Source organism: Lysobacter sp. GQ73 (genome assembly GCF_059758755.1).
The window spans coordinates 352,510-378,608 of sequence record NZ_JCAXEE010000004.1; the positions used below are offsets into that span (position 1 = coordinate 352,510).

21 protein-coding genes are annotated in these 26,099 nt (G+C 70.1%); 9 read left to right on the forward strand and 12 right to left on the reverse strand.

Annotation, left to right across the window (positions count from 1 at the left end; translation table 11 throughout):
• Nucleotides 1-252 precede the first annotated feature (252 nt).
• From AC6CH2_RS14090 to AC6CH2_RS14100, 3 genes are all read left to right on the forward strand, one after another.
• Nucleotides 253-3,768 carry a sensor histidine kinase gene (locus tag AC6CH2_RS14090; protein WP_498269768.1) on the forward strand — a complete coding sequence of 1,172 codons (3,516 nt, stop codon included), beginning with the start codon at nt 253-255 and terminating at the stop codon, nt 3,766-3,768.
• A 190-nt stretch (nt 3,769-3,958) separates the two neighbouring features.
• Nucleotides 3,959-7,492, forward strand: a complete 3,534-nt coding sequence (locus AC6CH2_RS14095) for a hybrid sensor histidine kinase/response regulator (RefSeq protein ID WP_498269769.1) — start codon at nt 3,959-3,961, stop codon at nt 7,490-7,492.
• 127 nt (nt 7,493-7,619) lie between these two features.
• Nucleotides 7,620-11,318: a hybrid sensor histidine kinase/response regulator gene (locus tag AC6CH2_RS14100; protein WP_498269770.1), complete on the forward strand. Its 3,699-nt coding sequence runs from the start codon at nt 7,620-7,622 to the stop codon at nt 11,316-11,318.
• A 185-nt stretch (nt 11,319-11,503) separates the two neighbouring features.
• On the opposite strand, the gene hemE is transcribed toward AC6CH2_RS14100, so the two are convergent.
• The 3 genes from hemE to AC6CH2_RS14115 form a co-directional block, all read right to left on the reverse strand.
• Nucleotides 11,504-12,580, reverse strand: a complete 1,077-nt coding sequence (hemE, locus tag AC6CH2_RS14105) for a uroporphyrinogen decarboxylase (RefSeq protein ID WP_498269771.1) — start codon at nt 12,578-12,580, stop codon at nt 11,504-11,506.
• 306 nt (nt 12,581-12,886) lie between these two features.
• A complete protein-coding gene (locus AC6CH2_RS14110; RefSeq protein WP_435394332.1) occupies nt 12,887-13,141 on the reverse strand; it encodes a WGR domain-containing protein in 255 nt (84 codons plus the stop codon).
• Nucleotides 13,142-13,226: 85 nt separating this feature from the next.
• Nucleotides 13,227-14,207: a helix-turn-helix domain-containing protein gene (locus AC6CH2_RS14115; protein WP_498269772.1), complete on the reverse strand. Its 981-nt coding sequence runs from the start codon at nt 14,205-14,207 to the stop codon at nt 13,227-13,229.
• A 118-nt stretch (nt 14,208-14,325) separates the two neighbouring features.
• Here AC6CH2_RS14115 and AC6CH2_RS14120 point away from each other — a divergent pair, with 118 nt between their 5' ends.
• Nucleotides 14,326-14,970, forward strand: a complete 645-nt coding sequence (locus AC6CH2_RS14120; protein WP_498269773.1) for a cysteine hydrolase family protein — start codon at nt 14,326-14,328, stop codon at nt 14,968-14,970.
• Nucleotides 14,971-15,068: 98 nt separating this feature from the next.
• Here AC6CH2_RS14120 and AC6CH2_RS14125 read toward each other — a convergent pair whose 3' ends face one another.
• Nucleotides 15,069-15,668 (reverse strand): hypothetical protein, encoded by a 600-nt coding sequence (locus tag AC6CH2_RS14125; protein WP_498269774.1) that lies wholly within the window; start codon nt 15,666-15,668, stop codon nt 15,069-15,071.
• A 194-nt stretch (nt 15,669-15,862) separates the two neighbouring features.
• Between AC6CH2_RS14125 and AC6CH2_RS14130 the strand changes: the two genes are divergently transcribed.
• Complete coding sequence (locus tag AC6CH2_RS14130) at nt 15,863-16,540, forward strand: hypothetical protein (RefSeq protein ID WP_498269775.1); 678 nt, start codon at nt 15,863-15,865, stop codon at nt 16,538-16,540.
• 274 nt (nt 16,541-16,814) lie between these two features.
• Here the strand turns inward: AC6CH2_RS14130 and aroB are convergent, their stop codons facing one another.
• Together aroB and AC6CH2_RS14140 are read right to left on the reverse strand one after the other, a co-directional pair.
• On the reverse strand, nt 16,815-17,921 hold the full coding sequence (gene aroB, locus AC6CH2_RS14135) for a 3-dehydroquinate synthase (RefSeq protein ID WP_498269776.1): 1,107 nt from the start codon (nt 17,919-17,921) through the stop codon (nt 16,815-16,817).
• Nucleotides 17,918-18,490, reverse strand: coding sequence for a shikimate kinase (locus AC6CH2_RS14140; protein WP_498269777.1), 573 nt, complete (start codon nt 18,488-18,490; stop codon nt 17,918-17,920). The genes aroB and AC6CH2_RS14140 overlap by 4 nt, the downstream gene beginning before the upstream one ends.
• Before the next feature lie 175 nt (nt 18,491-18,665).
• Here AC6CH2_RS14140 and AC6CH2_RS14145 point away from each other — a divergent pair, with 175 nt between their 5' ends.
• Nucleotides 18,666-18,869, forward strand: coding sequence for a dodecin family protein (locus tag AC6CH2_RS14145; RefSeq protein WP_435394339.1), 204 nt, complete (start codon nt 18,666-18,668; stop codon nt 18,867-18,869).
• Between the two features lie 66 nt (nt 18,870-18,935).
• Here AC6CH2_RS14145 and AC6CH2_RS14150 read toward each other — a convergent pair whose 3' ends face one another.
• Nucleotides 18,936-19,835, reverse strand: a complete 900-nt coding sequence (locus AC6CH2_RS14150) for a kinase (protein ID WP_498269778.1) — start codon at nt 19,833-19,835, stop codon at nt 18,936-18,938.
• 17 nt (nt 19,836-19,852) lie between these two features.
• On the opposite strand from AC6CH2_RS14150, the gene pdxH reads away from it, so the two are divergent.
• Complete coding sequence (gene pdxH / locus AC6CH2_RS14155; protein ID WP_435394340.1) at nt 19,853-20,458, forward strand: pyridoxamine 5'-phosphate oxidase; 606 nt, start codon at nt 19,853-19,855, stop codon at nt 20,456-20,458.
• On the forward strand, nt 20,455-20,922 hold the full coding sequence (gene aac(6') / locus AC6CH2_RS14160; protein WP_498269779.1) for an aminoglycoside 6'-N-acetyltransferase: 468 nt from the start codon (nt 20,455-20,457) through the stop codon (nt 20,920-20,922). Before pdxH ends, aac(6') begins: the two co-directional genes overlap by 4 nt.
• A gap of 62 nt (nt 20,923-20,984) precedes the next feature.
• Here aac(6') and AC6CH2_RS14165 read toward each other — a convergent pair whose 3' ends face one another.
• The 5 genes from AC6CH2_RS14165 to AC6CH2_RS14185 all read right to left on the reverse strand — a co-directional run bounded on the left by AC6CH2_RS14165 (nt 20,985) and on the right by AC6CH2_RS14185 (nt 24,797).
• Entirely contained in the window at nt 20,985-21,410 is a 426-nt protein-coding gene (locus AC6CH2_RS14165; protein WP_498269780.1) for a GNAT family N-acetyltransferase, read from the reverse strand.
• A gap of 58 nt (nt 21,411-21,468) precedes the next feature.
• Nucleotides 21,469-22,263, reverse strand: a complete 795-nt coding sequence (locus AC6CH2_RS14170; RefSeq protein ID WP_498269781.1) for a cobalamin-binding protein — start codon at nt 22,261-22,263, stop codon at nt 21,469-21,471.
• 417 nt (nt 22,264-22,680) lie between these two features.
• Nucleotides 22,681-23,190 (reverse strand): DUF4426 domain-containing protein, encoded by a 510-nt coding sequence (locus AC6CH2_RS14175; RefSeq protein ID WP_498269782.1) that lies wholly within the window; start codon nt 23,188-23,190, stop codon nt 22,681-22,683.
• A complete protein-coding gene (gene proC, locus AC6CH2_RS14180; RefSeq protein ID WP_498269783.1) occupies nt 23,187-24,023 on the reverse strand; it encodes a pyrroline-5-carboxylate reductase in 837 nt (278 codons plus the stop codon). Before proC ends, AC6CH2_RS14175 begins: the two co-directional genes overlap by 4 nt.
• 90 nt (nt 24,024-24,113) lie before the next feature.
• Nucleotides 24,114-24,797 (reverse strand): YggS family pyridoxal phosphate-dependent enzyme, encoded by a 684-nt coding sequence (locus AC6CH2_RS14185; protein ID WP_498269929.1) that lies wholly within the window; start codon nt 24,795-24,797, stop codon nt 24,114-24,116.
• A gap of 176 nt (nt 24,798-24,973) precedes the next feature.
• Between AC6CH2_RS14185 and AC6CH2_RS14190 the strand changes: the two genes are divergently transcribed.
• A complete protein-coding gene (locus AC6CH2_RS14190; RefSeq protein ID WP_031370959.1) occupies nt 24,974-26,011 on the forward strand; it encodes a type IV pilus twitching motility protein PilT in 1,038 nt (345 codons plus the stop codon).
• Nucleotides 26,012-26,099 lie beyond the last annotated feature (88 nt).

A 26,099-nucleotide genomic window follows, 5' to 3' on the forward strand; every position in this document is an offset into this window, starting at 1 on the left:
TAGGCACAGCCGCGCAAAGTCGTGTCTAGGCCCGTGCAACGATCCGTTTCGACCGGCCCTAGCGGCGGGAGTTCGGGGCCGGCGAACGGCGCCTCTTGCTTCGTACAGGCGGTATCGCCGAGCCTAGTGGGCGAGGGAACGAACAAGACGGGCGCTGGGACGCCGCGTTCCACCCGGGGAGGGGACCGAATGCTGCGTGCGCTGCTAACCGCCTGTCTGTGCCTGGGCGCCCCTTGGGCGGCCGGAGCCGCCGTGCCCGAAGTGCCGCGCGCGCGCATCATCGGCGTCGCCGACGGGTTGCCGTCGAGCAAGGTCAACGGCATGGCCTTCGACCACGCCGGCTACCTGTGGCTGGCCACGACCGACGGCCTGGCCCGCTACGACGGCATCGGCATGAAGGTCTGGCGGCATACGCCCGGCGACCCGGCCTCCTTGCCCGGCAACGACCTGACCCTGGTCTCGGTCGACGATCGCGACCGCATCTGGGTCGCGGCCGAGGGCCGCGGCCTGAGCATGATGGACGGCAAGCGCGAGGGCTTCGTCCACTACCGTCAGGCCGACCGCCCCGAGATAGGCAGCGACGACACCTTCGCCGTCGCCAGCCGCAACGGCGAGATATGGTTCGGTACCTACGGAGGCGGTCTGCACCGGCTCGACCGCGACGGCCGCATCACCCGCTTCGTGCCCAAGCCCGGCGATCTGCGCAGCCTGCCGGCGGAAACGGTGCTGTCGCTGGCCTACGACGCCCGCGGCGATCTGTGGGTCGGCACCTTCAAGGGCCTGGCGCGCTGGACCGGCAGCGACTTCGAACGTATCGACGTGCCCGGCGAAGAGCCGGCGCCGTGGATCTTCTCGGTCACCCCGGTCGGCGACCAGCTCTGGGTCGGCACCAAGACCGGCCTGTACCGGCGCGAGCGCGACGGCCGCTGGACCGATCCCGACTACTCGGTGATGTTCGGCCACCTCAACGCGGTGCTGAGCCTGGCGCCCGATCGCGGCGGCAATTTCTGGCTCGGCACCCAGCGCAGCATCTGGCGGGTCGCGCCGGGCGCGGTGCCGGTGCCGGCCACGCTCGGCCCGGCCCGGCCGGCGCGGCCGGTGCAGCAGATCGTCGGCCAGGACGACGGTTCGTTCTGGTTTCCGTTCGCCGGCACCGGCGTGGGCTATCTGCGTTCGGACTGGCGCCGCATCGCCCAGTACTCGCGCGAACGCGGCACCTTGTCGAGCGAGCTGTATCCCTCGCTGGCGCCGTCGGCGAGCGGCGGGTTGTGGCTGCTTGGCGCGCGCGGCGAGATCGAACGTCTCGGCGCCGACGGCGTGGTCGAGCCGGTCAGCGACGGGCCGCACGACTCGATCGGCCACAGCCTGCCCAATGCCGCGGTCGAAGACCGCAAGGGCCGGTTGTGGGTCGCGACCAGCCGCAACAGCGTGGTCCGGATCGATCCTTCCGGCGTGTGGCGCGACTGGACCGTGGACACGCCGGAACCGGCGCTCAACGGCGAGCCGGAGCGGATGCTGATCGCGCGCGACGGCAGCCTGTGGATCTCGTTCCTGACCCAGGGGTTGCAGCAGCGCGACACCGACACCGGCAAGGTGTTGTCGACGATCCTGGTCGGGCCCGAGCAGGGCATCGGCGTCGGCGACCTGGGTTCGATGAAGATCGCGCCCGACGGCGTGCTGTGGGTGGCGTCGGGGCAGGGCATGCTGCGCCACGATGCCGCCGGCAACCGCATGCGGCCGGTGCAAGGCCTGCCGCGCGAGCGGGTGTTCGGTTTCGTCTTCGACGACCCCGACAGCCTGTGGCTGCAGACCCTCAAGGGGTTGGCGCGATATCGCCGCGACGGCGCGCACTGGCGCCTGCACTCGCAGGTCGGTGTGGCCGAGGGCATTCCCGCGGTCGAGGCGACCGACCTGTTCCGCGACCGCCTCGGCCGGATCTGGATGCCGACCTCGCGCGGCCTGTTCCGCTGGGATCCCAAGCAACGGCAACTGCGCCACTTCGGCGTGCAGAACGGCATGAGCAGCCAGGAGTTCATCCGCCGCGGTTCGGTCATGACCCCGCGCGGCGTGCTCGCATCGGCGTTGTCGGACGGCAGCGTGGTGCTGGTCGATACCGAGCTGGCCGACCCGCCGCCGCGCCAACCGCGGCTGCAATGGCATCAGCTCGACGTGCGCCGGCACGGCCGCTGGGTGCCGCTGCCGCTGCACGGCTCGTCGCTGCCGGCGGGCGCGACCCGCGCCGCGCGTTACGCGACGATTCCTTCGCTGGCGCCGGACGACCGCGAAATGCGCGTGCAATTGCGCCTGCTGTCGTTCGACGATCCGCAGGGCAATCGGTATTACACCCGCCTGGAAGGCTACGACAGCGACTGGGTATCGGTCGGCAACAGCGGCGAGCGGGTGTTCGCCGGACTGCCGTCGGGCAGCTACGTGCTGCATGCGCGTGCGGTCGACGCCAACGGCAACGCCGCGGTCGAACGCACCCTCGAATTCAACGTGCGCCCGCCGTGGTGGCGCACGCCGCCGGCGCTGGCGGCGCTGGCCGGGTTGATCGCTTTGCTGGTGTGGTGGGTCGCGGCCTCGTACCGGCGCCGCCTGCAACGCCGGCTGTCCTGGCAGGCCGCCGAGCACGAGCGCGAAGTCGCCAAGCAGGCGTCGTTGGCGAAGACCCGCTTCCTCGCCACCCTCGGCCACGAAGTGCGCACGCCGATGACCGGCGTGCTCGGCATGAGCGAGCTGCTGCTCGACACGCCCTTGAACGAGCGCCAGCGCGGCTACACCGAATCGATCCTGCGCGCCGGCCAGCACCTGCTGCGGCTGGTCAACGACGCCTTGGACCTGGCCCGGATCGAATCGGGCAAGCTCGAACTCGCCGACGAGTCCTTCGACCTGCGCGCGCTGATAGAACAGGCCGCCGAACTGATGCGGCCGCTGGCGCAGCAGCGCGGGCTCGCGTTCGAGGTGCTGATCGCGCCGAGCGCGCCGCGCGGCCTGCGCGGCGACGCCAGCCGGGTCTGCCAGATCCTGCTCAACCTGCTCGGCAACGCGATCAAGTTCACCGAGCACGGCAAGGTCAGCCTGATCGTCGATGCGCTGGCGCCGCAGGGCGTGCGCTTCGAGGTCGCCGACACCGGTCCGGGCTTGAACGAAGAGCAAAAGGCGCGCCTGTTCCGCCGCTTCGAGCAGGCCGACGGCGCGCGCACCGCGGCGCGCTACGGCGGCAGCGGTTTGGGCCTGGCGATCTGCCAGGAGCTGGCCGCGGCGATGGAAGGGCATATCGCGGTCCACAGCGAGCCCGGCCAGGGCGCGCATTTCGTGTTCGAGCTGCCGTTGCCGAGCGCCGAACCACCGGTATCGCCTTCGTCGACGCTGGAACCTGCCTCGCGCGGCGTGCAGGTGGGGCCGCTGGCGTTGCTGTTGGTCGAAGACGATCCGACCGTGGCCGAAGTCATCGCCGGCCTGCTGCGTGCGCAGGGCCACCGCGTCACCCATGTGGCCAATGGCCTGGCGGCGCTCGCCGAAGTCACCACCGCGCATTTCGATTTGGCGCTGCTCGACCTGGACTTGCCCGGCATCACCGGCCTCGATCTGGCCCGGCAACTGCGCGCGCAAGGATTCGCCGCGCCCCTGGTCGCGGTGACCGCGCGCGCCGACGCCGATGCCGAACCGCAGGCGAGCGCGGCCGGCTTCGACCGCTTCCTGCGCAAGCCGGTGACCGGCGCGATGCTCGCCGACACCGTCGCGGCGGTGCAGGCGCCGAAGCCTTGAGCGCCGCGCGCTGTCGCCCGAGCGCCGACAAGCGTGACCCGATGCGCAGTTGAGATCCGCGTGCTCGCCGGGGGCACCCGATGAACCGGATGGATGTCGCACAATGAGTCACGCTTGCGCCTGCGGAACACCGTTGCGACGATAGCGTTCGACCGCACCGGGGGCTTCGCTCGCGGTCCAGGAGGTACCCGTGCTGGGACGTTGTCTGTGTCTGCTGATGTTGCTGTTCGCCATGCAGGCAGAGGCACGCCTTCCCGAAACGCCGCGTTTCCGCCGCTACGGCCAGGAACAGGGCCTGCCCAAGTCGGTCGTCAGCATGGACCTGGATCGCCAGGGCTATCTGTGGATCGCGACCGAGGACGGGCTGGCCCGCTACGACGGCGTCGAGTTCACCGTCTGGCGCCATGTCATCGGCCTGTCCGGCTCGCTGCCGGACAATTCGATCGAAGACGTTCATGTCGACGGCCGCGACCGCGTCTGGGTCGCCAGCCGCGATGGCCTGAGCTGGCTCGGCAGCGATCGCAAGGAATTCGTCCGCGTCGTCTTCGAGGGCCAGGACGCCTCGTGCAGCGATGATGTCTCGTACATGACCGGCACGCCCGACGGCGCGATCTGGACCGCGACCTACGACGGCGAGATGTGCCGCATCGACGCAGAGGGCCGTCTGTCGCGCTATACCCCCGGCGTCGGCGCCGGCAAGCGGCTGCCGCCGGGACCGGTGACCGCGCTGCTCAGCGACGACCGCGGCCGCCTGCTGGTCGGCACCATGCATGGGCTGGTGCGGTTCGAGCGCGGCCGCTTCGGCCCGATCGGCGGCGACGACACCGCCGGTGTGCGGATCGGCGAGTTGTCGCGCGATGCCGACGGTTCGATCTGGGTCGGCAGCCAGCGCGGGCTGTTCCGGCTCGGTACCGACGACCGCATGACTCCGGCGCCGTGGGCGCTCGGCGAGCAGACCACCAACGCCATCGTCGTCGGCGACCAGTCCGGCGGACGCTGGATCGGCACCACTGCCGGCCTGTACCGGGTCGACCGCAACGGCGAGGCGCGGCTGTTGCAGGATGACGCCGGCGACGGCATCTGGGATCGCCGCAGCGGCCTGCAGCAGATGCTGCGCGACGGCGAAGGCGGGCTGTGGCTGGTGACCTATTCGCAGGGGCTGGTGTATCTGCCGCCGGACTGGAACCGTTTCGCTTCGATCACCTCGGTTGGGGGCGTGCAGATCGACCGCCTCGACGTGCGCGACATCGCGCCCGACGGCGAGGGCGGCTTCTGGATGTTGTCGGCCACCGATCTGTATCGCCTGCGCCGCGATGCGCGGGTGCTGGAACCGGTCGCCGACAACCGGCAGCTCGGCCTGAAGTGGATGCACACCTTGTATCTGCGCCCCGACGGCACCTTGTGGATCGGCCATTCCAGCGGCCTGAGCCTGTTCGACCCGGCCACGCGCACGGCGCGCAGCTGGCCGTTCGGCGCCGGCGAACTCGGCACTACGGTGTGGTTCCTGCACGAGTTGCCCGACGGCGGCCTGTGGCTGTGGTTCTCGGACGGCAGCGCGCGCCGCTACAACGCCGCGGGCGAACGCCTGCCCTCGGGCGAGATCGAACGCGTGTTCGCGACCGCCGGTTTCACCACCGGCGCGGCGACCTTCGTGGTCGGCCCCGGCGAACGGCCCTGGTTCGCCGGCACCGCGGGTTTATGGCGTTGGGACGGCAAGCGCTTCGTCGCCGTGCCGGGCGGCGCGTTCGGCGACGTCCAGGCGATGGCCTTCGCCGGCCCGCACCGGCTGTGGGTCGCGCGCAACGGTGCCTTGGAGTCGTATCGCTGGGCCGAGGGTCAGCTCGTGTTCGAGCAACGCATCGACAACAGCGCCGGTTATCCCGACACCAGCGTGTCCGGCCTGCTGGTCAGCGACGCCGGCATGGTCTGGGCGACGACCTCGCGCGGGCTGCTGCTGGTCTCGCCGAAAGACAAGCGCCTGCGCCTGTTCGGCCTCGGCGACGGCATCCCGAATGTCGAATTGAACCGGACCGCGCCGCAGCGCGGGGCCAAGGGCATTGCCGCGACCCTGTCGCTCGACGGCATGGTGCTGTTCGACCTCAATACGCCGTTCCCGCGTTCGCGGCCGCCGCGGCTGTCGCTGGAAAGCCTCAGCGTGCGCCGCGAAGAGGACGAGTGGGCGTTGCCGATCGAGCACGACACGGTGCAACTGGAATCCGGTGACCGCGATTTCCGCGTGGTCGCGCGGTTGATGTCCTTCCTCGACCCGCGTTCGCACACCTACCGTTTCAAGCTCGAAGGCTACGACCCGGACTGGATCGAGCAACGCGCCAACGGCGAGCGGGTGTTCTCGCGCCTGGAACCGGGCGAGTACCGCCTGCAGGTCAAGGCCGCCGGCGCCGACGGCATCTGGTCCGACCCGGCCGCTTTCACCTTGCACGTCAAACCGCCGTGGTGGCGCGCGACCTGGGCCCAGGCCGGGTTCGTGTTGCTGGGCTTGTTGCTGCTCGGGATCGGCGCGCTGGGGTACCGGCGCCGGCTCGGCCGACGCAGCGCCTGGCAGCTCGCGGTGCACAAGCGCGAACTGGCCGAACAGGCCTCGCTGGCGAAGACCCGCTTCCTCGCCACCCTCGGCCACGAAGTGCGCACGCCGATGACCGGCGTGCTCGGCATGAGCGAGCTGCTGCTGGATACGCCGCTGGACGAGCGCCAGCGCAGCTACACCGAGGCGATCCGCCGCGCCGGCGAGCATTTGCTGCGGCTGGTCAACGACGCGCTGGACTTGGCGCGGATCGAATCGGGCAAGCTCGAACTCGAGGACCGCGCCTTCGACCTGCGCGCGCTGGTCGACGAGGTCACCGGGCTGATGCAGCCGCTGGCACGCCAGCGCGGACTCGCCTTCGAGGTGGTGATCACTTCGAGCGCGCCGCAAGGCCTGCGCGGCGATCCGAGCCGGGTCTGCCAGATCCTGATGAACCTGCTCGGCAACGCGATCAAATTCACCGAGCAGGGCAAGGTCAGCCTGATCGTCGATGCGCTGGCGCCGCAGGGCGTGCGTTTCGAGGTCGTCGACACCGGCCCGGGCTTGAACGAGGAACAGAAGACCCGGCTGTTCCGCCGCTTCGAACAGGCCGAAGGCGCGCGCACCGCGGCGCGCTACGGCGGCAGCGGTTTGGGCCTGGCGATCTGCCAGGAGCTGGCCGCGGCGATGGAAGGGCACATCGCGGTGCAGAGCGAACCCGGCCAGGGCGCGCGTTTCATCTTCGACGTGCCGCTGTTGCCGGTGGCGGCGCCGGCGCACGAGGTTTCGTCGTCGCCGCCGGAGCCTGCCTCGCGCGGCCTGCGGGGCAGGCCGCTGGCGCTGCTGTTGGTCGAAGACGACGCCACCGTGGCCGAAGTCATCGCCGGGCTGCTGCGCGCGCAAGGCCATCGCGTCACCCATGTCGCCAACGGCCTGGCCGCGCTGGCCGAAGTGGCGACCGGGCACTTCGACCTGGCCCTGCTCGATCTCGATCTGCCCGGGCTCAACGGGCTGGACCTGGCGCGGCAGTTGCGCGCGCAGGGCTTCCTGCGGCCGCTGATCGCGGTGACCGCGCGCACCGACCCGGACGCCGAGCCGCAAACGCGCGAGGCCGGCATCGACCGCTTCCTGCGCAAGCCGGTCACCGGTGCGATGCTGGCCGAGGCGATCGCCGCGACGATGGACGGCGCAGCCCCGGAATAGGCGCGATGCCAGTGCAGGCGGCCCGCGCCGGAGCATGGCGGCGCAGCCCCGCCGCGGCTGCGCTTGCGCGATAACACACACATTGCGACGATCCCGGATCGCCGCGCGTTGTGGCGAGGGAGTCCGGATGCGGCGCACTATTCGTTGGCTGTTCGCGCTGTGCCTGGCGGCGCTGTCCTGTGTCGTGGCGCCGCCCGGCTCGATCTTGAACAGCGTGATCGCGACCGCCGCGGCCGGCCTGCCCGAGACGCCGCGACCGCGCCAGCTCACCGTCGCCGACGGCCTGCCGTCCAACACCGTCAATCGCATCGCCGAAGACCGCCAAGGCTATCTGTGGCTGGCCACCAGCGAAGGGTTGGCCCGCTACGACGGCAGCGGCTACCGGGTGTGGCGGCGCGAACAGGGCCTGCGCGACAACTTCCTGTGGGCGGTGCATGTCGATGCGCACAACCGGGTCTGGATCGGCACCAGCCAGTCCGGCCTGGCGATGCTCGACGCCGAGCGCAAGCAGTTCCGCTACTACGACCGCGCCAACACCCCCGGGCTGGGCGACAACAACATCTGGTCGATCGCTTCCACGCCTGACGGCGCGCTGTGGTTCGGCACCGCCCACGGCGGCCTGCACCGGATGGCGGCCGACGGCGGCATCACCCGCTACGTCGCCCGCGAAGGCGATCCGCGCAGCCTGCCGAGCGACGGCATCGCCAACCTCAGCGTCGCTCCCGACGGCAGCCTGTGGGTGAGCACGCTGGCCGGCGCGGCGCGCTGGACCGGGCGCGATTTCGAGCGCGTGCCCGAACGCGCGCTGACCTCGGACATCGTCAACACCATCACCTTCGAGAGCGACGGCACCGCCTGGTTCGGCACTCCGCACGGCGTCGGCGTGCGCCGTCCCGACGGCCGCTACGAGGCGCAGCCGTGGGCGCGCTTCGCCCCCGACAAGACCATCATCGACGTGCTGCGCCGCGACCGCACCGGCCAATACTGGTTCGACCTGCCCGAGGGCCTGGGCATCGGCAACGCCGACGGGGTGGCGGTGGTGCCGTTGTTCAGCAGCACCAGCCAGGGCCTGGTGCGGCCGAACTGGTCGGGCGCCTACGAGGACCGCGAAGGCGGCCTGTGGTTCGCCAGCAACGGCCACGGCCTGTGGTATCTGCCGCCGAACTGGCGCCAGTTTTCGGTGCTGACGCGGCGCATCGACGACCCCTCGACCCTGGCGAACGCCAGCGTGCGCGGCATCGCGCCGGCGCAGGGCGGCGACATGTGGCTGGTCGGCAGCGGCGGCGTGCTCGACCGGCTCGATCCCGAGAGCGGGCATGTGGTGCATGTCGCCCAGGGCTTCAGCGGCAACCTAGGCCTGGACAGGGTGCTGCAGGATCGCGCCGGCCGGGTCTGGGTGACTTACTACGGCGGCCTGGCGCGAATCGATCCGGCCACCGGCGCGTATCGCAACTGGAGCCTCGACAGCGCCCGCGACCCGACGGTCGGCGGCACCACCGCCGAGCTGGTCGAAAGCCAGGGCCTGATCTGGCTGCTCGGCAGCGACGGCGACCTGCAGGCGCGCGACCTCGACGGCCGAGTGCGCGAGTCGTTTTCGTTCGGCGAGCGAGGACTGCCGAAGGACGCCGCCCTCGAACAAGGCAGCAGCGGCCCCGACGGCGCCTTGTGGGTGTCCAGCTCGCAAGGGCTGTGGCGCTGGAATGCAGCCGCGCGCCGCTTCGAGGCGGTGCCCGGTTCGCCGGCGCAGCCGGTGCACGCCTTCGCCTTCGAAGGACGCACGCGGATGTGGGCGGCCGGCTTCGGCACGCTCGAGGCCTATCATTGGGACGGCGTGCGCCTGCAACGCGAATCGAGCCTCGGCGCACGGGCCGGCCTGCCGCTGACCGAAGCGCGCGGGCTGATCGTCGACAGCGCCGGATTGATCTGGATGACCACCACGCGCGGCCTGGTGCGGGTCGATCCGCAACTGCGCTCGGTGCGCGTGTACGGGGTGAAGGACGGTCTGCCGAGCCAGGAATTCCTGGAGCGGCCGCAGGCGCGCCCGAGCGACGGCCGCATCCTCGTCGGCAGTCCCGAAGGTCTGATCCTGTTCGACCCGGCGGTGGTGCGGCCGGTCGACCGCGCGCCGCCGTTGATCATCGAGACCATCGAAGTGCGCAGGCGCAACGAGCGCATCGCGTTTCCGGTGGCGAATGCGGCGACGACTGCCGCGGTCGATGGCGTCGCGCCGATCGCCAAGGCCGACGGCATCGCGCCTATGACGATCGCCGACGGCATCGCGCCTATTACGATCGCCGATGGCATCGCACCCATTACGATCGCCGATGGCGATCGCGACCTGCGCATCGTGGCGCGGCTGTTGTCGTTCAACAACGCCCAGACCAATCGCTACCGGTTCCGGCTCAGCAATTACGACCCGGGCTGGGTCGACGTCGGCGCCAGCGGCGAACGCAGCTTCTCGCAGCTCGCCCCGGGCGACTACCGTCTGGAAGTGAAGGCCAAGAGCGCCGACAACGTGTGGACGCCGGTGCAGGCGATCGCCATCCACGTCGATTCACCGTGGTGGTGGAGCCCGTGGGCGATCACCGGTTTCATCGCCCTGGTGCTGTCGCTGCTCGGCCTGCTCTGGTTCGCCTATCGCCGGCGCGCGCGGCGGCGCCTGGCCTGGCAGCGCGCCGAGCACGAACGCGAAGTCGCCAAGCAGGCCTCGTTGGCCAAGACCCGCTTCCTCGCCACCCTCGGCCACGAAGTGCGCACACCGATGACCGGCGTGCTCGGCATGAGCGAACTCCTGCTCGACACCCCGCTCGACGAACGCCAGCGCAGCTACACCCTGGCGGTGCGCCGCGCCGGCGAACATCTGTTGCGCCTGGTCAACGATGCGCTGGACCTGGCGCGGATCGAATCGGGCAAGCTCGAACTCGCCGACGAAGCCTTCGACCTGCGCGCGCTGGTCGAAGAGGCCAGCAACCTGATGGCGCCGCTCGCGCGCCAACGCCGCCTCGCCTTCGAGATCGATATTTCCAGCGGCGCGCCGGCGGGGTTGCGCGGCGACGTCAGCCGGGTTTGCCAGATCCTGCTCAACCTGCTCGGCAACGCGATCAAGTTCACCGACGAAGGCAAGGTCAGCCTGCGCGTGGAAGCGCTGAAGCCGCAGGGCGTGCGCTTCGAGATCGCCGACACCGGCCCCGGCCTCAACGAAGAGCAGAAGAACCGCCTGTTCCGCCGCTTCGAACAGGGCGACGGCGCCCGCACCGCGGCGCGCTACGGCGGCAGCGGCCTGGGCCTGGCGATCTGCCAGGAGCTGGCTGCGGCGATGGACGGGCACATCACCGTCTACAGCGAGCCGGGGCAGGGCGCGCGCTTCGTGTTCGACCTGCCGCTGCCGGTGGCGGTGCCGCCGCGCGCGGCGCCGTCGGCGTCGGAGCCCGCCTCGCGCGGTTTGCACGGCAGACCGCTGTCTTTGCTGTTGGTGGAGGACGACGCGACCGTGGCCGAAGTCATCGCCGGCCTGTTGCGCGCGCAGGGGCATCGTGTGGCCCATGTCGGCAACGGCCTGGCGGCCTTGACCGAAGTGGCGACCGGGCATTTCGACCTGGCTCTGCTCGATCTCGATCTGCCCGGCATCAACGGCCTCGACCTGGCCCGGCAGCTGCGTTCGCAGGGTTTCGCCCAGCCCTTGATCGCAGTGACCGCGCGAGCCGACGCCGACGCGGAACCGCAGGCCAGCGCCGCCGGTTTCGACCGTTTCCTGCGCAAACCGGTGACCGGCTCGATGCTGCGCGAAGCCATGGACGCAGTGCTGGCGCGCAAGGCGGGCGGTTGATCTCGCTCTGACGGTCCGGCTCGAACGTTTGACGTTATGGCGTGCTCTCGTCCGGCCTTCGGCCACCTTCTCCCGCCCGCGGGAGAAGGGATGGCGTCGCGATGATCGCTTTGCCCTCTCCCGTTCGCGGGAGAGGATTGGGGTGAGAGCGCCAGCCACTGCGGCCCTCACCGACCCAACGCGCCTCAGCGCGCGCTGAGCTCGTGCACCGCCGCGACCATCGCCGCGACGTGCTCGGGCTGCATGTCGGGCGACATGCCGTGGCCGAGATTGAAGATGTGGCCTTCGCGCGAGCCGCCGTTGCCGTCGCGGTAATCGTCGAGCGCGCGGCCGACTTCGCCGCGGATCGTTTCGGGGGTGGCGTACAAGGTGACCGGGTCGAGGTTGCCCTGGATCGCGACCTGCCCGCCGATGCGGCGCGCGGCGTCGCCCAGGCCGATGGTCCAGTCGACGCCGACCGCTTCCGCGCCGCTCGCGGCGAGGTCTTCGATATAGGGATCGTTGCCCTTGCCGAACAGGATCAGCGGCGCGCGCTCGTCGCCCTCGCCGCGCGGCAATTCGGCGGCGATGCGCTGCAGGTAGCGCAGCGAGAACTCGCGATACATCGACGGCGACAGCACGCCGCCCCAGGTGTCGAACACCTGCAGCGCCTGCGCGCCGCTGGCGTGCTGGGCCTTGAGGTATTCGATCACCGCATCGGTGACCACGCTCAACAGGCGGTGCATCGCCGCCGGGTCGTTGAGCGCGAGCGACTTCACCTTGCCGTAGTTGTCGCTGCCGCCGCCTTCGACCATGTAGCAGGCCAAGGTCCACGGGCTGCCGGAGAAACCGATCAGCGGCACCGAGCCGTTCAGTTCGCGGCGGATGGTGCTGACCGCATCCATCACGTAGCGCAGCTCCTGGCCCATGTCGGGCACGGCCAGGCGGTCGATGTCGGCGGTGGAGCGGATCGGACGCTCGAACTTCGGGCCCTCGCCGTCGGCGAAATACAAGCCCAGGCCCATCGCGTCGGGCACGGTCAGGATGTCGGAGAACAGGATCGCCGCATCGAGCGGAAAGCGGCGCAACGGCTGCAGAGTGACCTCGCAGGCCAGCTCCGGGTTCTTGGCCAGGTTGAGGAAGCTGCCGGCCTGGGCACGGGTGGCGCGGTATTCCGGCAGATATCGGCCGGCCTGGCGCATCAGCCAGACCGGGGTGCGGTCGACGGGTTGGCGGCGCAGCGCGCGCAGGAAGCGGTCGTTGACGGGAGAAGGATTGGACATGAAAGAACCGTGGCGGGGAACGCCGTCAAGGGGAGGAAAAGGGGGCGCGCCGCGCGCCGGTGAGGCGGCGCGGGGGTGGGGCGGAGTGGTGGCCGTGGCCAGGCAAAGCAAATCCCCCTCGGCCTTCCTTTTCGAACGCGGAAGATCTCAGCGAGAGAGCGCGTTTAAAAGGGGGCGATGCGAGGCGGTGCGAAGGCAGCGGCCGGCGGTCGACGATCGCCGAGCCACACGTCGCTCCCCCCTTCGCCAAAGGGGGGCAGGGGGGATTTGCTGTTCCCGCCCGACCGGACCGAACCACGGAAAGCCTCATCGCGGCGCTTCGGCGCCCTGCGAGAACATCAGCTGGAAGCCGCGCTTGAGCTGCTGGTCGCGTGCCTGCTCGAGCGCGGCCAGGGCGCTGGGCTGGTCCATGAACTGCTCGCGCCGGACCGTGCTGCGGCCGCCGATCTGGCCGCTTTCGCGCACCAGCGTCCAGCCGCCGAGCAAATCGGGCTGCAGCATCAGCTGTACGAAGCGGGGAGCTTCGCGGCCTTCGGGCCGTTGTTGGAGAAGGAGGCGCACCCGGCGATTGTAGCGGGTACCGGGCCCGCGCCGACCGGGCGCGTTGTCGCGGTCCGTACCCCGCAGCGTTGCGCCGGCGGGGCTTTCAGGCGCCGCGGAAACCGCGCCGGTAGGCCGAGGGCGAGGTGCCGAGCTGGGCGGCGAAGTGTTGGCGCAGCGAAGCCGGGCTGCCGAAGCCGGTCTCGGCGGCGATGGTGTCCAGGCCGGCGTCGCTGGTTTCCAGCAGGCGCTGCGCCCGCGCCAGGCGCTGGCTGATCAGCCATTGCCCGACCGTGGTGCCGGTGCTGTCGCGGAAGCGGCGGGTGAAGGTGCGCCGGCTCATCAGCGCGCGTTCGGCCAGGGCGTCGAGGCTGTGCGGCTGGTCCAGGTGAGCCAGCGCCCAGGCCAGCACCGCAGCCAGGCGGTCGTCCTGGGCCGAGGCCGGCAGGGGTTGTTCGATGTACTGGGCCTGCCCACCCTGGCGGTGCGGCGCGATCACCAGGCGGCGCGCGATGCGGTTGGCGATCTCGGCGCCGTGCATGCCGCGCAGCAGATGCAGGCAGCAATCCAGGGCGGCGGCGGTGCCGGCCGAGGTGGTGATGCGTTCGTCGTCGACGTAGAGCACGTCGGGCTGCAGCGCGACCTGCGGATAGCGCGCGGCGAAGTGCTCGCTCCAATGCCAGTGGGTGGTCGCGCGGCGCCCGTCGAGCAGGCCCGCTTCGGCCAGCACGTACGCGCCCAGGCACAGGCCGACGATGTGCGCGCCGCGTTCGTGGGCGCCCCGCAGGGCCTTGAGCAGGGGCTCCGGCGGGCGTTCGTCGGCGTCGCGCCAGGACGGCACGATGACCGTATCGGCGCTGCGCAGCGCCTGCAGCCCGTAGCGCGTCTCGATGCTGAAACCGGCGCGGGTGCGCAGGCGGCCGGGCTCGGCGGCGCAGACTCGCAGGTCGAATCGCGGCAGGTCGGGGTCGCGATCGCTCTCGCTTTCGCGGTTGTCGAACACCAGGCAAGGCACCGACAGGTGGAAGGGGCTGATGCGGTCGAAGGCGACCACGGCGAGGCGGCGGGTAGCGGCGGATTCGTTCATGGCCCGATTCTACATGGCCCGATCCTATCGAATATTGTCATTCGGGCCAGTATCGAAGAGGCCGGCGCAAGCCAACAATGAGCCCACTTCGCAACATTCCCTGCCCTGGAGACCGCTCATGAACGCTTCCAACCGCAGCCAACGCGCCCTCGTCGTCATCGACGTGCAGAACGACTACTTCGCCGACGGCCTGCCGATCGAATACCCGCCGGTCGCCAGGACCCTGCCGAACATCGGCCGCGCCATGGACGCCGCGCGCGCCGCCGGCGTGCCGGTGGTGGTGGTGCAGAACACCGCGCCCGCCGGCTCGCCGGTGTTCGACAAGGGCACGCCGGGCTGGGAACTCAACGAGGTGGTCGCCAGCCGCCCGCGCGATCATTACATCGAGAAAAACTATCCGAGCGTGTTCACCGGCACCGACTTCGGGCGGTGGATCGAGCGCAACGGCATCGACACCCTCAGCGTAGTCGGCTACATGACTCACAATTGCGACGCGTCCACCGTGTTCGAGGCCGCGCACCTGAACTTGAACGTGGAGTTCCTGCACGACGCCAGCGGCTCGCTGTCGTACGAGAACAGCGCCGGCCATGCCAGCGCCGAGGAGATCCACCGGGTCTTCATGGTGGTGTTCCAGAGCCGCTTCGCCGCAGTGCTGAGCACCGAGGAATGGATCGATGCGCTGCACACCGGCGCGGTGCCGCAGCTCGACAACCCGCATGCGTCGAACCAGCGCGCACGCGCGCGCAACCTGGCCGCCGCCTGAAACCCGGCGCAGTCCGCGCCCAACCAGATCCGGCCCGACCACCGCGCAATGCGAAGCCCCGCCATGGCGGGGCTTCGTCTGTCGGTGCTCGGGCGGGTTCAGAACGTCGGCGGGTTCTTGAGCTGGATCTGCTGCACCCAGGTGCCGAAACCGGTGTCCAGATGCACGACCTCGCCGAGCAACTGCGCACCGAGCGCCTCGGCCTTGATGAAGACCGAGCCGTTGTTGTACTCGTTGATCTCGTACTCGGGCCGGCCGCGTACGATCGTGCGCGTGGCGTTCACGTACTGCAGGCCGGTCAGGACGATGTTCCACTGATTGCCGTCGGCGCTGAGCGTGGCGAAGGCCGAGGAGTCGTAGACGCCGCCGTTGTTGAAGTTCAGCACCGCGTGCTTGATCGCGTCGGTGAGCGCGTTCCAGCTGATGTTGAAGATCACCGTGCTGGTGCGCGCGTTCGGATAGTTGCCGAAGCGCTCGAAGGCGGTCTGGGCGGCGACCTCGGGAATGTCGGTGGGGTCGAAGTGCTTGTCGAGGAATTCGAACTGGTTGGCCATGGACGGCTCCTTGGTGGTGACGGCGGCGGAGGGTGCGGCGGAGGGGGCGGAAGTGGTCGGGCCGGCGCCCGCCGCATCCGTCGCGGGCGACGGCTGGGTCAGGGCCTTGTGCAGAAGCAGCAATTCCAGGGGGTTCAGGGCCATGCGGTGCCGATCCTCAGCGCGGGGCGGTGCACAGCTGGAAACGCGGGGGCAGGCGGGTTGTGAAGCGCGGGTGCGCGCCGGCGCCCGGGTTCACGGACGCGGCGCGGCGGCGTTAGTTCGGGTAATGGATCCAGACAGGGCGTTCGCTGCGCGCGTCGCCTTCGATCTCGTTGCGACCACCAGGAGCCGCCCCGATGCCCGTGTTGACCCCCGCACAACTGCAAGGACTCGCCAGCAACCGCCTCGATGCCGGCACCGAACTCGACCCCGATTGGCCCGACCCCTGGCCCGATGCGCCGTGCTGGGGCTATGCACTGTTCGCAGGACCGGGCGGGCATGCCGCCAACACGCCGCCGACGATCTTCGAACAGGCCTGGTCGTTCGACGCCGAAGCCGAAGACTTCGTGCTCAACCCGGGCTTCGTCGACTGGGTCCACGCCACCTTCGGCAACGCGGCCGCCGATGCGCAGGCGCAGATCGTCGCGGCGAACGCCGCCGCCGCCGGCGACGACGACGCGCCTGGCAGCGCCGCGGCGAAGCAGGCCTGCACCGGCGCGCTCGCGCGGCTGTGCATGATCCTCGCCGGCCTGACCTTATCGGGCGACGACGGAACCGCGCCGACGCAGTACTCCATCGTCATGGCCTCGGACGGTTGGCGGACCTGGGAACATTGGGCGCTCGGCCTGGCGAACAACGTAGGCGCGCCGGAAAACCCGGCGGTCCAGTACACCCAACGCGACGCCGGCGTGAACCCGGTCAACACGCGCTGCGGCATCGTCTGGGGCAATCACCCTATCCTGACCACGCTCTACGTTACCGAACTGCTGCCAGGGCACGTCGAGTATCTGCAGCACGCGGTGGGTTGGCCGTGAGTGGAGGCGCGCGATGCAGGCGTTGGATGGATCGCCCACGAAAGCTACCCCTTGTCGTTCCCGCGAAGGCCGGCTCCGTTTTACTTCGGCGGAGCCGAACCCCCGGGGCCTGATCGAGGAATGACTCTGAAGTCTCTGGATCTTCGCCCTCGCGGAGAAGACGAGCTGAAGATTCGACCCGCGTAGCGAGCTGAAAGATTCAACCGCGAAGTCACCTGCCGTCGTTCCCGCGAAGGTGGGCACCGCAGCCGTCGCGCTGCGCGCGCGGTGCCACTCAACCGGTGGCCAGCACCGCCAGCACCGCGTCGTCGGCCACGTCCGAGACGATCCGCGCCGCGCCGGCCTTGTCCCAGAGGATGAAACGCAGGCCGGCCGCATCGGCCTTCTTGTCCAGGCGCATGCGCGCCAGCAGCGCCTGCGGCGCCAGGCCGTCGGGGATCGAGGTCGGCAGGTCCAGCCGCTCCAGCAGGTGCCTGAGGCGATCGGTGTCGGCCGCGCTCGCGCGTCCCAGCGCCGCCGACAGGCGCGCCGCCAGGACCATGCCGACCGCGACCGCTTCGCCGTGGTTGAGGCCATCGCCGCGGGTGCCGGCGTAACCCTGCTCGGTTTCGATGGCGTGGCCGAAGGTGTGGCCGAAATTGAGCATGGCGCGGTCGCCGTGTTCGTACAGGTCGCGGGCGACCACGTCGGCCTTGTAGCCGCAACTGCGCGCGACCGCTTCGGCCAGGGCCTCGCCGTCGCGGGCCAGCAGGGCCTCGGCGTGCGCTTCCAGCCAGTCGAGAAAACCGGCGTCGAAGATCGCGCCGTACTTGACCACTTCGGCCAGGCCGGCGCGCAGCTCGCGGTCGGGCAGGGTGCGCAGGGCGGCGGTGTCGGCGATCACCGCGCGCGGCGGATGGAACGCGCCGACCAGGTTCTTGCCGCTGGGCAGGTCGACCGCGGTCTTGCCGCCGACCGAGGAGTCGACCATCGCCAGCAGCGTGGTCGGCACCTGCACGCAATCGATGCCGCGCATCCAGCACGCGGCGGCGAAACCGGCCAGGTCGCCGACCACGCCGCCGCCGAGCGCGATCACGCTGGCGTCGCGGGTGGCGCCGAGCGCGGCGAGCGCTTCCAGGCATTCGCCGAACCGCGCCAGGGTCTTCTCGTGTTCGCCGGGCGGGATCACGAAGCGGGCGAGGCTCAGGTTCGGCTTCGCCGCGCGCAAGGCGGCTTCGACGCGGGCGAGATACAGCGGCGCGACGTTCTCGTCGCTGACGATCAACGCATGGCGGCCACGCACGCTGCGGCCCAGGCGCGCGCCGTCGTCGAGCAAGCCCGCGCCGATTTCGATGCTGTAGGCGGACTCGCCGGATACTTCGACCTTGCGTACCGCACTCATGCGTTGACTCCGGAATGGGGTTGGGGCGCCGATGGGGCCTGCGGACGTCGCCAGAGCCGGGCGAGCTGTTCGGCGAGCCCGTTCGCGGCATCGGCCGAACTCAGGGCGCCGGTGTCGAAGCGCAGGTCGGCGACTTCGGCGTACAACGGCGCGCGTTGTTCGGCCAGGGTGCGCAGCACCTGCTCGCGGTCGCTGCCGGCGAGCAAGGGCCGGCTGCGGTCGAGGGCCAGGCGTTCGAGCTGCTGCTCGACCGTTACCAACAACTGCACCACGAAGCCGCGCTCGCGCAGCAGGCGCCGGTTGTCTGCGGCGAGCACCGCGCCGCCGCCGGTGGCGAGCAGCAGGCCTTCGCCTTCCAGCAGCTCGGCCAGCACCGCGCTCTCGCGGGCGCGGAAACCGGCTTCGCCTTCGTGCTCGAAAATCGCCGCCACGCTGGTGCCGGTGCGTTGCTCGATCTCGCGGTCGGCATCGGCCAGGCGCAGGCCGAAACGCTCGGCGAGGCGTTTGCCGATGCAGGTCTTGCCGGCGCCCATCGGGCCGACCAGGATCAGATTGCTGGCGGGGTTCATGCCCTCGATTGTAGGGCACCCAACAGGACAGGCCGTAGGGCGGCCGTGCGGCAGCCGCACGACCGTGCTTGCGTCTTCTTAACGGGCACCGGCCTAGGCTCGGATCTCCGTCGCCGCGCAGGCGGCGGGCAGTCCTCCGGGACGCCCATTCGCAGCATCCATCAGGAGAAGCACCATGGCGGTCGCCAAAGTCATCGAACTCAATACCTCGTCCACCATCGGCATCGAGGACGCGGTCAAGACCGGCCTGGCCAAATGTGCCGAGTCGGTCAAGAACATCCAGGGCGCCTGGGTCAACGACGTCAAGGTGGTGACCGACGATTCCGGCAACATCACCGAATGGCGGGTCAACCTGAAGGTGACCTTCGTCGTGAAGTAAGCGCGACCGCCGCAGCCGATCGGGAGTGACGAAGCCGGCAATGCCGTGGCTTCGTCACTCGCGGGCTTACCGGCCGCTGGCGGCCGAAAGCACCCGCCGCGAGGCGTCCAGGCGCAGGCCCGCGTCGGCGATCCCCGGCAACCGCGCCAGTGCCTGGCGGCTGACTCGCTCGAACAGGCTCACGAAGCGTTCCACCTGCGCCCGCGTCATCGCGTGGCGGTTCGGGCGCCGGGCCTGCATCGCGCATTCCTGTTGCCAGCGCCACTGCGCCACGACCCCGAAACCCGGCGGCTGCAGGAACAGCAGACGGTCCAGGCGCGACCACAACGCCGGATAGTCGCGGCCCAGTGCCTCGTTGCAGTAGGCGCGCCAGCGGCCATCGCCGTCTTCGTCGCGTTCCAGCGCATTGACCGGCGCGATCAGTTCGGCCTCGGCCTGAGCCGGGGTCTTCAGGAACCAACCCTCGAACAGGATCAAGTCGGCCGCCTCCGCCCGCACCCAGCGCGACGGCGCCAGCCGGGTGTCGCGCAGCTTGTCGAAGCGCGGCCAACGCACCGCGGCGCCGGCCCGCAGGCGGTCTAGCACGTCGCAGGCGAACTCGACCTCGTGGGTACCCGGCGGTCCGCGCGTAGCCAGCAGGGGATGGATCTCGCGACCCAGGCGCAGGCGTTCGCGCCGGCCCAGATAGAAGTCGTCTATCGACAACACCACCGCGCGCAGCCCGCGCGAACGCGCGAGGGCGGCGAGCTGCGCCGCCAGCGTCGATTTGCCGCTGCCCTGCAGGCCGCAAATGGCGTAAACGCGGGCGTTCGCGGCCAGCGCGTCGTCGAGCACGCGTTCGACCCAGCGCGGTGCGAAGCCGGCCGCTTCGGCGCCGCCCGCTCCGGCACCGCGATCGGCCTCCTGGCCGGGCGCTTTGCCGGGCTCGGTGCCTGGACGGGCGGGCGGATGCAGGCGCGGCGACATCGGCTCACAATAGCGCAATGACCACGACCCACGACCTGCTCAACGAAGCCCTCGCCACCTTCGATACGCTGTTCGAAGAAGCCTCCGTCGCCGGCGAGCCCGACCCGACCGCGATGACCGTCGCCACCGCTTCGCTCGATGCGCGGCCGTCGGCGCGCACCGTGCTGCTGAAGGCCCACGACGCGCGCGGTTTCGTCTTCTACACCCATCTCGACGGGCGCAAGGGCCGCGAACTCCAGGCCAACCCGCATGCGGCGCTGCTGTTCCATTGGCCGCGCGTGCGCCACGGCGTGCAGGTGCGCATCGAGGGCACGGTCGAAGTAGTCGGCGATGCCGAGGCCGATGCCTATTTCGCCACGCGCGCGCGCGGCAGCCAGCTCGGCGCCTGGGCCTCCAAGCAGTCCGAGACCCTGGCCGACCGCGAAACCTTCGAGCAACGCCTGGCCCAGGTCGAACAACAGTTCGAGGGCCGCGAGGTGCCGCGCCCGCCGCGCTGGACCGGCCTGCGCGTGCGCGCCGAGAAGATCGAGTTCTGGTACGGCGCCGATTTCCGCCTGCACGAACGCTGGTCCTACGAAAGCGACCGCGCCGGCGACTGGAGCAAGCGGATGCTGTATCCATGAGCGCGGCATGGCGGGTGCGCGCCGCGACCGCCGCCGACGCCGCCGCCTGGTCGCGGCTGCGCCAGGCGCTGTGGCCGCAAGCCGACCCGGGCCAGCACGCCGGCGACATCGAGCAGATGTTGGCCCGGCCCGAGCACGCTGCCGCTTTTCTTCTCGTCGATGCCGAAGGCGAGGCGCGCGGCTTCGCCGAGGCGAGCCTGCGCCGCGATTACGTCAACGGTACCGAAAGCTCGCCGGTGGGCTTTCTGGAAGGCTGGTACGTGCAGGCGGACTGGCGCGGCCACGGCGGCGGGCGCGCCCTGATCGCCGCGGTCGAGCACTGGTCCGCGCAACACGGGGTCAGCGAGCTGGCCTCGGATGCCTTGCTCGACAACGATGCCGGCCATCGTGCTCACCAAGCCTGCGGTTTCGAAGAGACCGAGCGGGTGGTGTATTTCCGCAAGCGGCTGTGCGAGCCGCGCTGAAGCGCAGGAGGTGGCAGGGCGCCGTCGCCGCGCGAGTTCAGGGAAGAAGCTCGCAGCGCGTCTCAATGCTCGCGCTTGTACCAGAAGGTGTCCTGCATCCGCGCCATGCCGGCGCGCTCGTAGAAACCGACCGCGTCCGGCACTGAGGCCAGGATCACGCTGACCTGGGGCCCGACCTGCTGCCGCACGGTGTCGAGCAGGCCTTTGCCGATCCCGAGCCCCTGCGCCGAGGCCGACACCGCCAGTTCGGACAGATAACAGCACCAGGCGAAATCGGTGACGCAGCGGGCCAGGCCGACCAGGGTCGCATCGGCCTGGTCCAGGCGCGCGGTCACGATCAGGTTCGCCGCCGACAGCATCGCCTGCAGGCGATGCTCGTCGGCGACCGGACGGATCGCGCCGAGGCCGGAACGCTCGAGTACCTGGCGGAACTCGGCGACCTCGATCGTCGGTTCGCGGGCGTAGACGATGCGGACGGGCGCGGCCATGGCGACACCATCGCATCGCCCGCGCCGCGGTGCAATCGCGCACTCGCCGCCGGCGGACTCAGCGATGCTTCGCCGACCAGGCCTGGACGATCGCGCTCAGTGCATCCAACCCCGCGGTCAGCGCGGCGGGGCCGGGCTGCAGGATGATCGGCGACTTGATCTCGTGCAGTTCGCCGTCGCGCACCGCCGGGATCGCGTCCCAGCCCTCGCGCGCGGCCACTTGCTCGGGGCGGAACTTCTTGCCGCACCAACTGCCGAGGATCAGGTCCGGCGCGCGTCGGACCACTTCGAGCGGGTCGGCCAGGATCCGGTCGCGCGCCAGCGACATCGCCGCGCGTTCGGGGAAGACGTCGTCGCCGCCGGCGATGCCGACCAGTTCCGAAACCCAGCGGATGCCGGTGATCGGCGGCGTGTCCCATTCCTCGAAATACACCCGCGGCCGGCGCGGCATCGCCGCGGCGCGCGCCTGCACGTCGGCGATGCGCCTTTCGTATTCGCCGGCGAGGGCGTCGGCGCGGTCGCCGGCGCCGACCAGCGCGCCGAGGCGGCGGATGTAGTCGAGGATGCCGGCCACGCTGCGGTGATTGCTGATCCACACCTCGATGCCGTGCTTGATCAGCTCGCTGGCGATCTCGGCCTGGATGTCGGAAAAGCCGACCACGAAGTCGGGCTGCAGCTTGAGGATCTCGCCGATCTTGGCGCTGGTGAAGGCGCTGACCTTGGGCTTTTCCTTGCGCGCGATCGCCGGCCGCACGGTGAACCCGCTGATGCCGACGATGCGGTGCTGTTCGCCGAGCAGGTACAGCGTTTCGGTGGGTTCCTCGGTGAGGCAGACGATGCGTTGCGGGCCCATGGAGTTCCGATACTGAAAGCGAAGCGGGGATTGTCGGCCAAGCCGGCGCCCCGCGGCGAGGGCGCGCTTGCCGATGCACTAGCCGATGCGCCCGCCGACGCGTTGACGGCGCCGCGCGCAGATTTGGGTGCGGCGCAGCAATCGCCGGACCGCCCGGGGGCGGGGTGAACAGCGGATTCGCACGGCCGGATCACAGTTCCTAGCCGTATGGTGCGGCGTGGCGTGTGTTGACCATAACCGCCTCGTACCGTGGTCGCGGCTTGCGCCGCTCCTACCCTTGCCTGCGTCGGCCAGGGGTAGAAGCGACGCAAGCCGACCGCCATGGTCAACCGTTGCGTCCATGCGACGGTCCTGTCAAACGCCTGCCGCTGGCTCATCCCGGCGAAAGCTCGATGAATGGATGCGCGACCGGCCGCCTCAGAAAAAATCCCGATTGAACTGCAAGGTATAGCGCTGCCCGTGCTCGCCGATCGCGGTGACGTCGAAGCGCAGGGTGTCCGGCGGGGAGATCGCGACCACGCCGACGTAGTCGAGCAGGTCGCCGTCGCGCATCTCGCGCATGCTCACCGCCTGTTTGCGGCCGAGCAGGTCGATGCTGGTCGCCGTGACCTTGGCCGGCACCGACACCGAGGTCGCGTCGTCGCCCTTGCGCAGCGACACCACGAGCAGCACCGTGCGTTCGTCGTGGCTCGCGCCGTAACGCTGGGCGATCGCCGGCGACAACTGCCTGGCCTGGATCGCGCTGGCGCGCACGCTGATGTCGCCGACCCGCACGACTTCCTCGCTGCGCGCGGCGTTCGGGTTCGGTGCCGGCGCCGGGCCCGCGCCGCCGCAGCCCCCGAGCATAGCCAGCAGCAGCGCCAGCAGCAGCGCCAGCAGCGGGGCCGGCATCATCGCGGCCGCGGCCTTGCCTGCGAGCCGGTTCATTCGTTCGCCGCCGACAGTTGGCGGCCGCGCTCGGTCGCGGCGGCGATGGCGCGGTCGACCAGGGCGCGAAAACCGCCGGCCTCGAAGGCCTCGATCGCGGCCTGGGTGGTGCCGCCCGGCGAGGTCACCCTGGCGCGCAGCACCTCGGCCGGGTCGTCGGTGCGGGTCAGCATGGTCGCCGCGCCGAGCAGGGTCTGTTGGACCAGGGCGCGCGCCGCGTCGGCGCTGAGCCCCTGGGCCTGGCCGGCCTGCTGCATCGCCTCGGCGAGCAGAAACACGTAGGCCGGGCCGCTGCCGGAGACCGCGGTCACCGCATCCATCTGCGCTTCCTCGTCGATGCGCACGGTCGGCCCGACCGCCTCGAGCAGGCTCGCCGCCTGGCCGAAACGCGGGGCCGCGGCGGCATTGGCGTACAGGCCGGTGATGCCGGCGCCGAGCAGGGCCGGGGTGTTCGGCATCGCCCGCACCACCGCGACGCCGCCGCCGAGCCAGCGGTCGAGCTGGCCGGCGGTGATGCCGGCGGCGATCGAGATCGCCAGCGGACTTTGCGCGGCGGCTTGCGCCGCCAGGCTCGCGCAAACCTCGCGCATGACCTGCGGCTTGACCGCGAGCAGCCACACCGACGCGCCCTCGGCCGCGGCGCCGGCGTTGTCGAAGCACTGCACGCCGAAGTCGCGCTGCAAGGCCTCGCGCAGGGACTCGACCGGTTCGGCGACGCGGATCTCGCGCGCGGCGACGCCGCGGGCGACCAGACCGCCGATCAGGCTGCGCGCCATGTTGCCGCCGCCGATGAAGGCGATCGGCCCGGAGGGAAGGGAAGCGGGTTCGGACATGTTCGACCACTGCGGAGACCGGAGCGCAGGATAACAACCGGCGTCGGCGGCGTCCGCCGCGCACGCTGCGCTGCCTGGACCTCCGGCCGGTCAGGCCGGCGGCTTGGCCCTTGCGCCGAACAGGGCGGTGCCGATCCGGACCATGGTCGAGCCCTCGGCGATCGCCACCGCATAGTCGTCGCTCATGCCCATCGACAAGGTGTCGACGCTGCGGTGAGTTTGAGTGAGCGAGTCGAACAACTGCTTGCTGCGCCGGAACGCCGGGCGCAGCAGTTCCGGGTCGTCGTGCGGCGCCGGGATCACCATCAGCCCGCGCAGGCACAGCCGCGGCTCGGCCGCGACCGCCGCCGCCAGCGTTCCGACCTCGTCCGGACGGCAGCCGTGCTTGCTGGCTTCGTCGTCGATATTCACTTGAATCAATACGTTGAGCGCGGGCTGGTCGGGGCGCCGGTGGCGGGCGAGCGCGGTCACCAGCTTCGGCCGGTCGACGGTCTGGACCCAATCGAAGCGCACGGCGGCCTCGGCGGCCTTGTTCGACTGCAGATGGCCGATCAGGTGCCACTCCAGCGCCAACCCGGCCGCGGCGGTGCCGGCCATGGCCGCCTGCTTGGCCAGAGCCTCCTGAACGTAGTTCTCCCCGAACGCGGTCTGCCCTTTCAGCGCCAGATTCGCGACCGCCGTCTCATCCCGGGTCTTACTGACCGCAAGCAATCGAGGTACCGGCCTTGCGGCGTCATGCGCCGCACGCGCCAACTGATGCAAGATGTCGTGCAGGACGTGCTCGTGCACGAGGGGAATCCTGTTGTGAGGTGGGCTGGATCGGACACGCCGTCAGGGGGCTATACTGCCTCGCAGGGGTGGTTTGGTTCCAGCTTGAAGTTGCAATCAAGCCCATGAGGCTGGCTTTTCACGGACCCGGTTGACGGGTCCCTGCAGTGCGGGGAGCACGCATGGATATCGCCGAATTACTGGCGTTCTCGGTCAAGAACAAAGCATCCGACTTGCATCTGTCGGCGGGTCTGCCGCCGATGATCCGGGTCGACGGCGACGTGCGCCGGATCAACATCCCGGCCCTGGACCACAAACAGGTCCATGCGCTCGTCTACGACATCATGTCGGACAAGCAGCGCCGCGACTTCGAAGAATTCCTCGAGGTCGACTTCTCGTTCGAGATTCCGGGCCTGGCGCGTTTCCGCGTCAACGCCTTCAACCAGAACCGCGGCGCCGGCGCGGTGTTCCGTACCATTCCCTCGGAAGTGCTGTCGCTGGAAGACCTCGGCTGCCCGCCGATCTTCCGCCAGCTCATCGAGCAGCCGCAGGGCCTGATCCTGGTGACCGGCCCGACCGGTTCGGGCAAGTCGACCACGCTCGCGGCGATGATCGACCACATCAACAAGAACGAGTACGCGCACATCCTGTCGGTCGAAGACCCGATCGAGTTCGTGCATACCTCGCAGAAGTGCCTGATCAACCAGCGCGAAGTCCACCGCGACACCCACGGCTTCAACGAGGCGCTGCGTTCGGCCTTGCGCGAAGACCCCGACTACATCCTGGTCGGCGAGTTGCGCGATCTGGAAACCATTCGCCTGGCGCTGACCGCGGCCGAAACCGGCCACTTGGTGTTCGGCACCCTGCATACCTCGTCGGCGGCCAAGACCGTCGACCGCATCATCGACGTGTTCCCGGCCGGCGAAAAGCCGATGGTGCGTTCGATGCTGTCGGAGTCCTTGCGCGCGGTGATCTCGCAGGCCCTGCTCAAGAAGGTCGGCGGCGGTCGTACCGCGGCCTGGGAAATCATGGTCGGCATCCCCGCCATCCGTAACCTGATCCGCGAAGACAAGGTCGCGCAGATGTATTCGGCGATCCAGACCGGCCAGAGCCACGGCATGATGACGCTCGACCAGCACCTGCAAGACCTCGTCAAGCGCGGCATGATCCTGCGTCCGCAGGCGCGCGAGTACGCGAAGGACAAGCGTCTGTTCGACTGACGCGCCCGCCGGCGAAGCGCCCGCTTCGCCGGCCTCCGCTTCGCGCCGATAGCCGCTTGCGCACCACATCCCCTGGTTTCAGACCTCC

What these genes read in the sequence shown, in the direction of transcription:
- AC6CH2_RS14130 (WP_498269775.1), top strand. Translation starts at nt 15,863, where the DNA reads ATGCCCGTGTTGACCCCCGCACAACTGCAAGGACTCGCCAGCAACCGC.
- AC6CH2_RS14140 (WP_498269777.1), bottom strand. Translation starts at nt 18,490, where the DNA reads ATGAACCCCGCCAGCAATCTGATCCTGGTCGGCCCGATGGGCGCCGGC.
- AC6CH2_RS14125 (WP_498269774.1), bottom strand. Translation starts at nt 15,668, where the DNA reads ATGGCCCTGAACCCCCTGGAATTGCTGCTTCTGCACAAGGCCCTGACC.
- AC6CH2_RS14190 (WP_031370959.1), top strand. Translation starts at nt 24,974, where the DNA reads ATGGATATCGCCGAATTACTGGCGTTCTCGGTCAAGAACAAAGCATCC.
- AC6CH2_RS14100 (WP_498269770.1), top strand. Translation starts at nt 7,620, where the DNA reads ATGCGGCGCACTATTCGTTGGCTGTTCGCGCTGTGCCTGGCGGCGCTG.
- AC6CH2_RS14170 (WP_498269781.1), bottom strand. Translation starts at nt 22,263, where the DNA reads ATGGGCCCGCAACGCATCGTCTGCCTCACCGAGGAACCCACCGAAACG.
- pdxH (WP_435394340.1), top strand. Translation starts at nt 19,853, where the DNA reads ATGACCACGACCCACGACCTGCTCAACGAAGCCCTCGCCACCTTCGAT.
- AC6CH2_RS14165 (WP_498269780.1), bottom strand. Translation starts at nt 21,410, where the DNA reads ATGGCCGCGCCCGTCCGCATCGTCTACGCCCGCGAACCGACGATCGAG.
- AC6CH2_RS14150 (WP_498269778.1), bottom strand. Translation starts at nt 19,835, where the DNA reads ATGTCGCCGCGCCTGCATCCGCCCGCCCGTCCAGGCACCGAGCCCGGC.
- hemE (WP_498269771.1), bottom strand. Translation starts at nt 12,580, where the DNA reads ATGTCCAATCCTTCTCCCGTCAACGACCGCTTCCTGCGCGCGCTGCGC.
- proC (WP_498269783.1), bottom strand. Translation starts at nt 24,023, where the DNA reads ATGTCCGAACCCGCTTCCCTTCCCTCCGGGCCGATCGCCTTCATCGGC.
- AC6CH2_RS14175 (WP_498269782.1), bottom strand. Translation starts at nt 23,190, where the DNA reads ATGAACCGGCTCGCAGGCAAGGCCGCGGCCGCGATGATGCCGGCCCCG.
- AC6CH2_RS14120 (WP_498269773.1), top strand. Translation starts at nt 14,326, where the DNA reads ATGAACGCTTCCAACCGCAGCCAACGCGCCCTCGTCGTCATCGACGTG.
- AC6CH2_RS14145 (WP_435394339.1), top strand. Translation starts at nt 18,666, where the DNA reads ATGGCGGTCGCCAAAGTCATCGAACTCAATACCTCGTCCACCATCGGC.
- aroB (WP_498269776.1), bottom strand. Translation starts at nt 17,921, where the DNA reads ATGAGTGCGGTACGCAAGGTCGAAGTATCCGGCGAGTCCGCCTACAGC.
- AC6CH2_RS14115 (WP_498269772.1), bottom strand. Translation starts at nt 14,207, where the DNA reads ATGAACGAATCCGCCGCTACCCGCCGCCTCGCCGTGGTCGCCTTCGAC.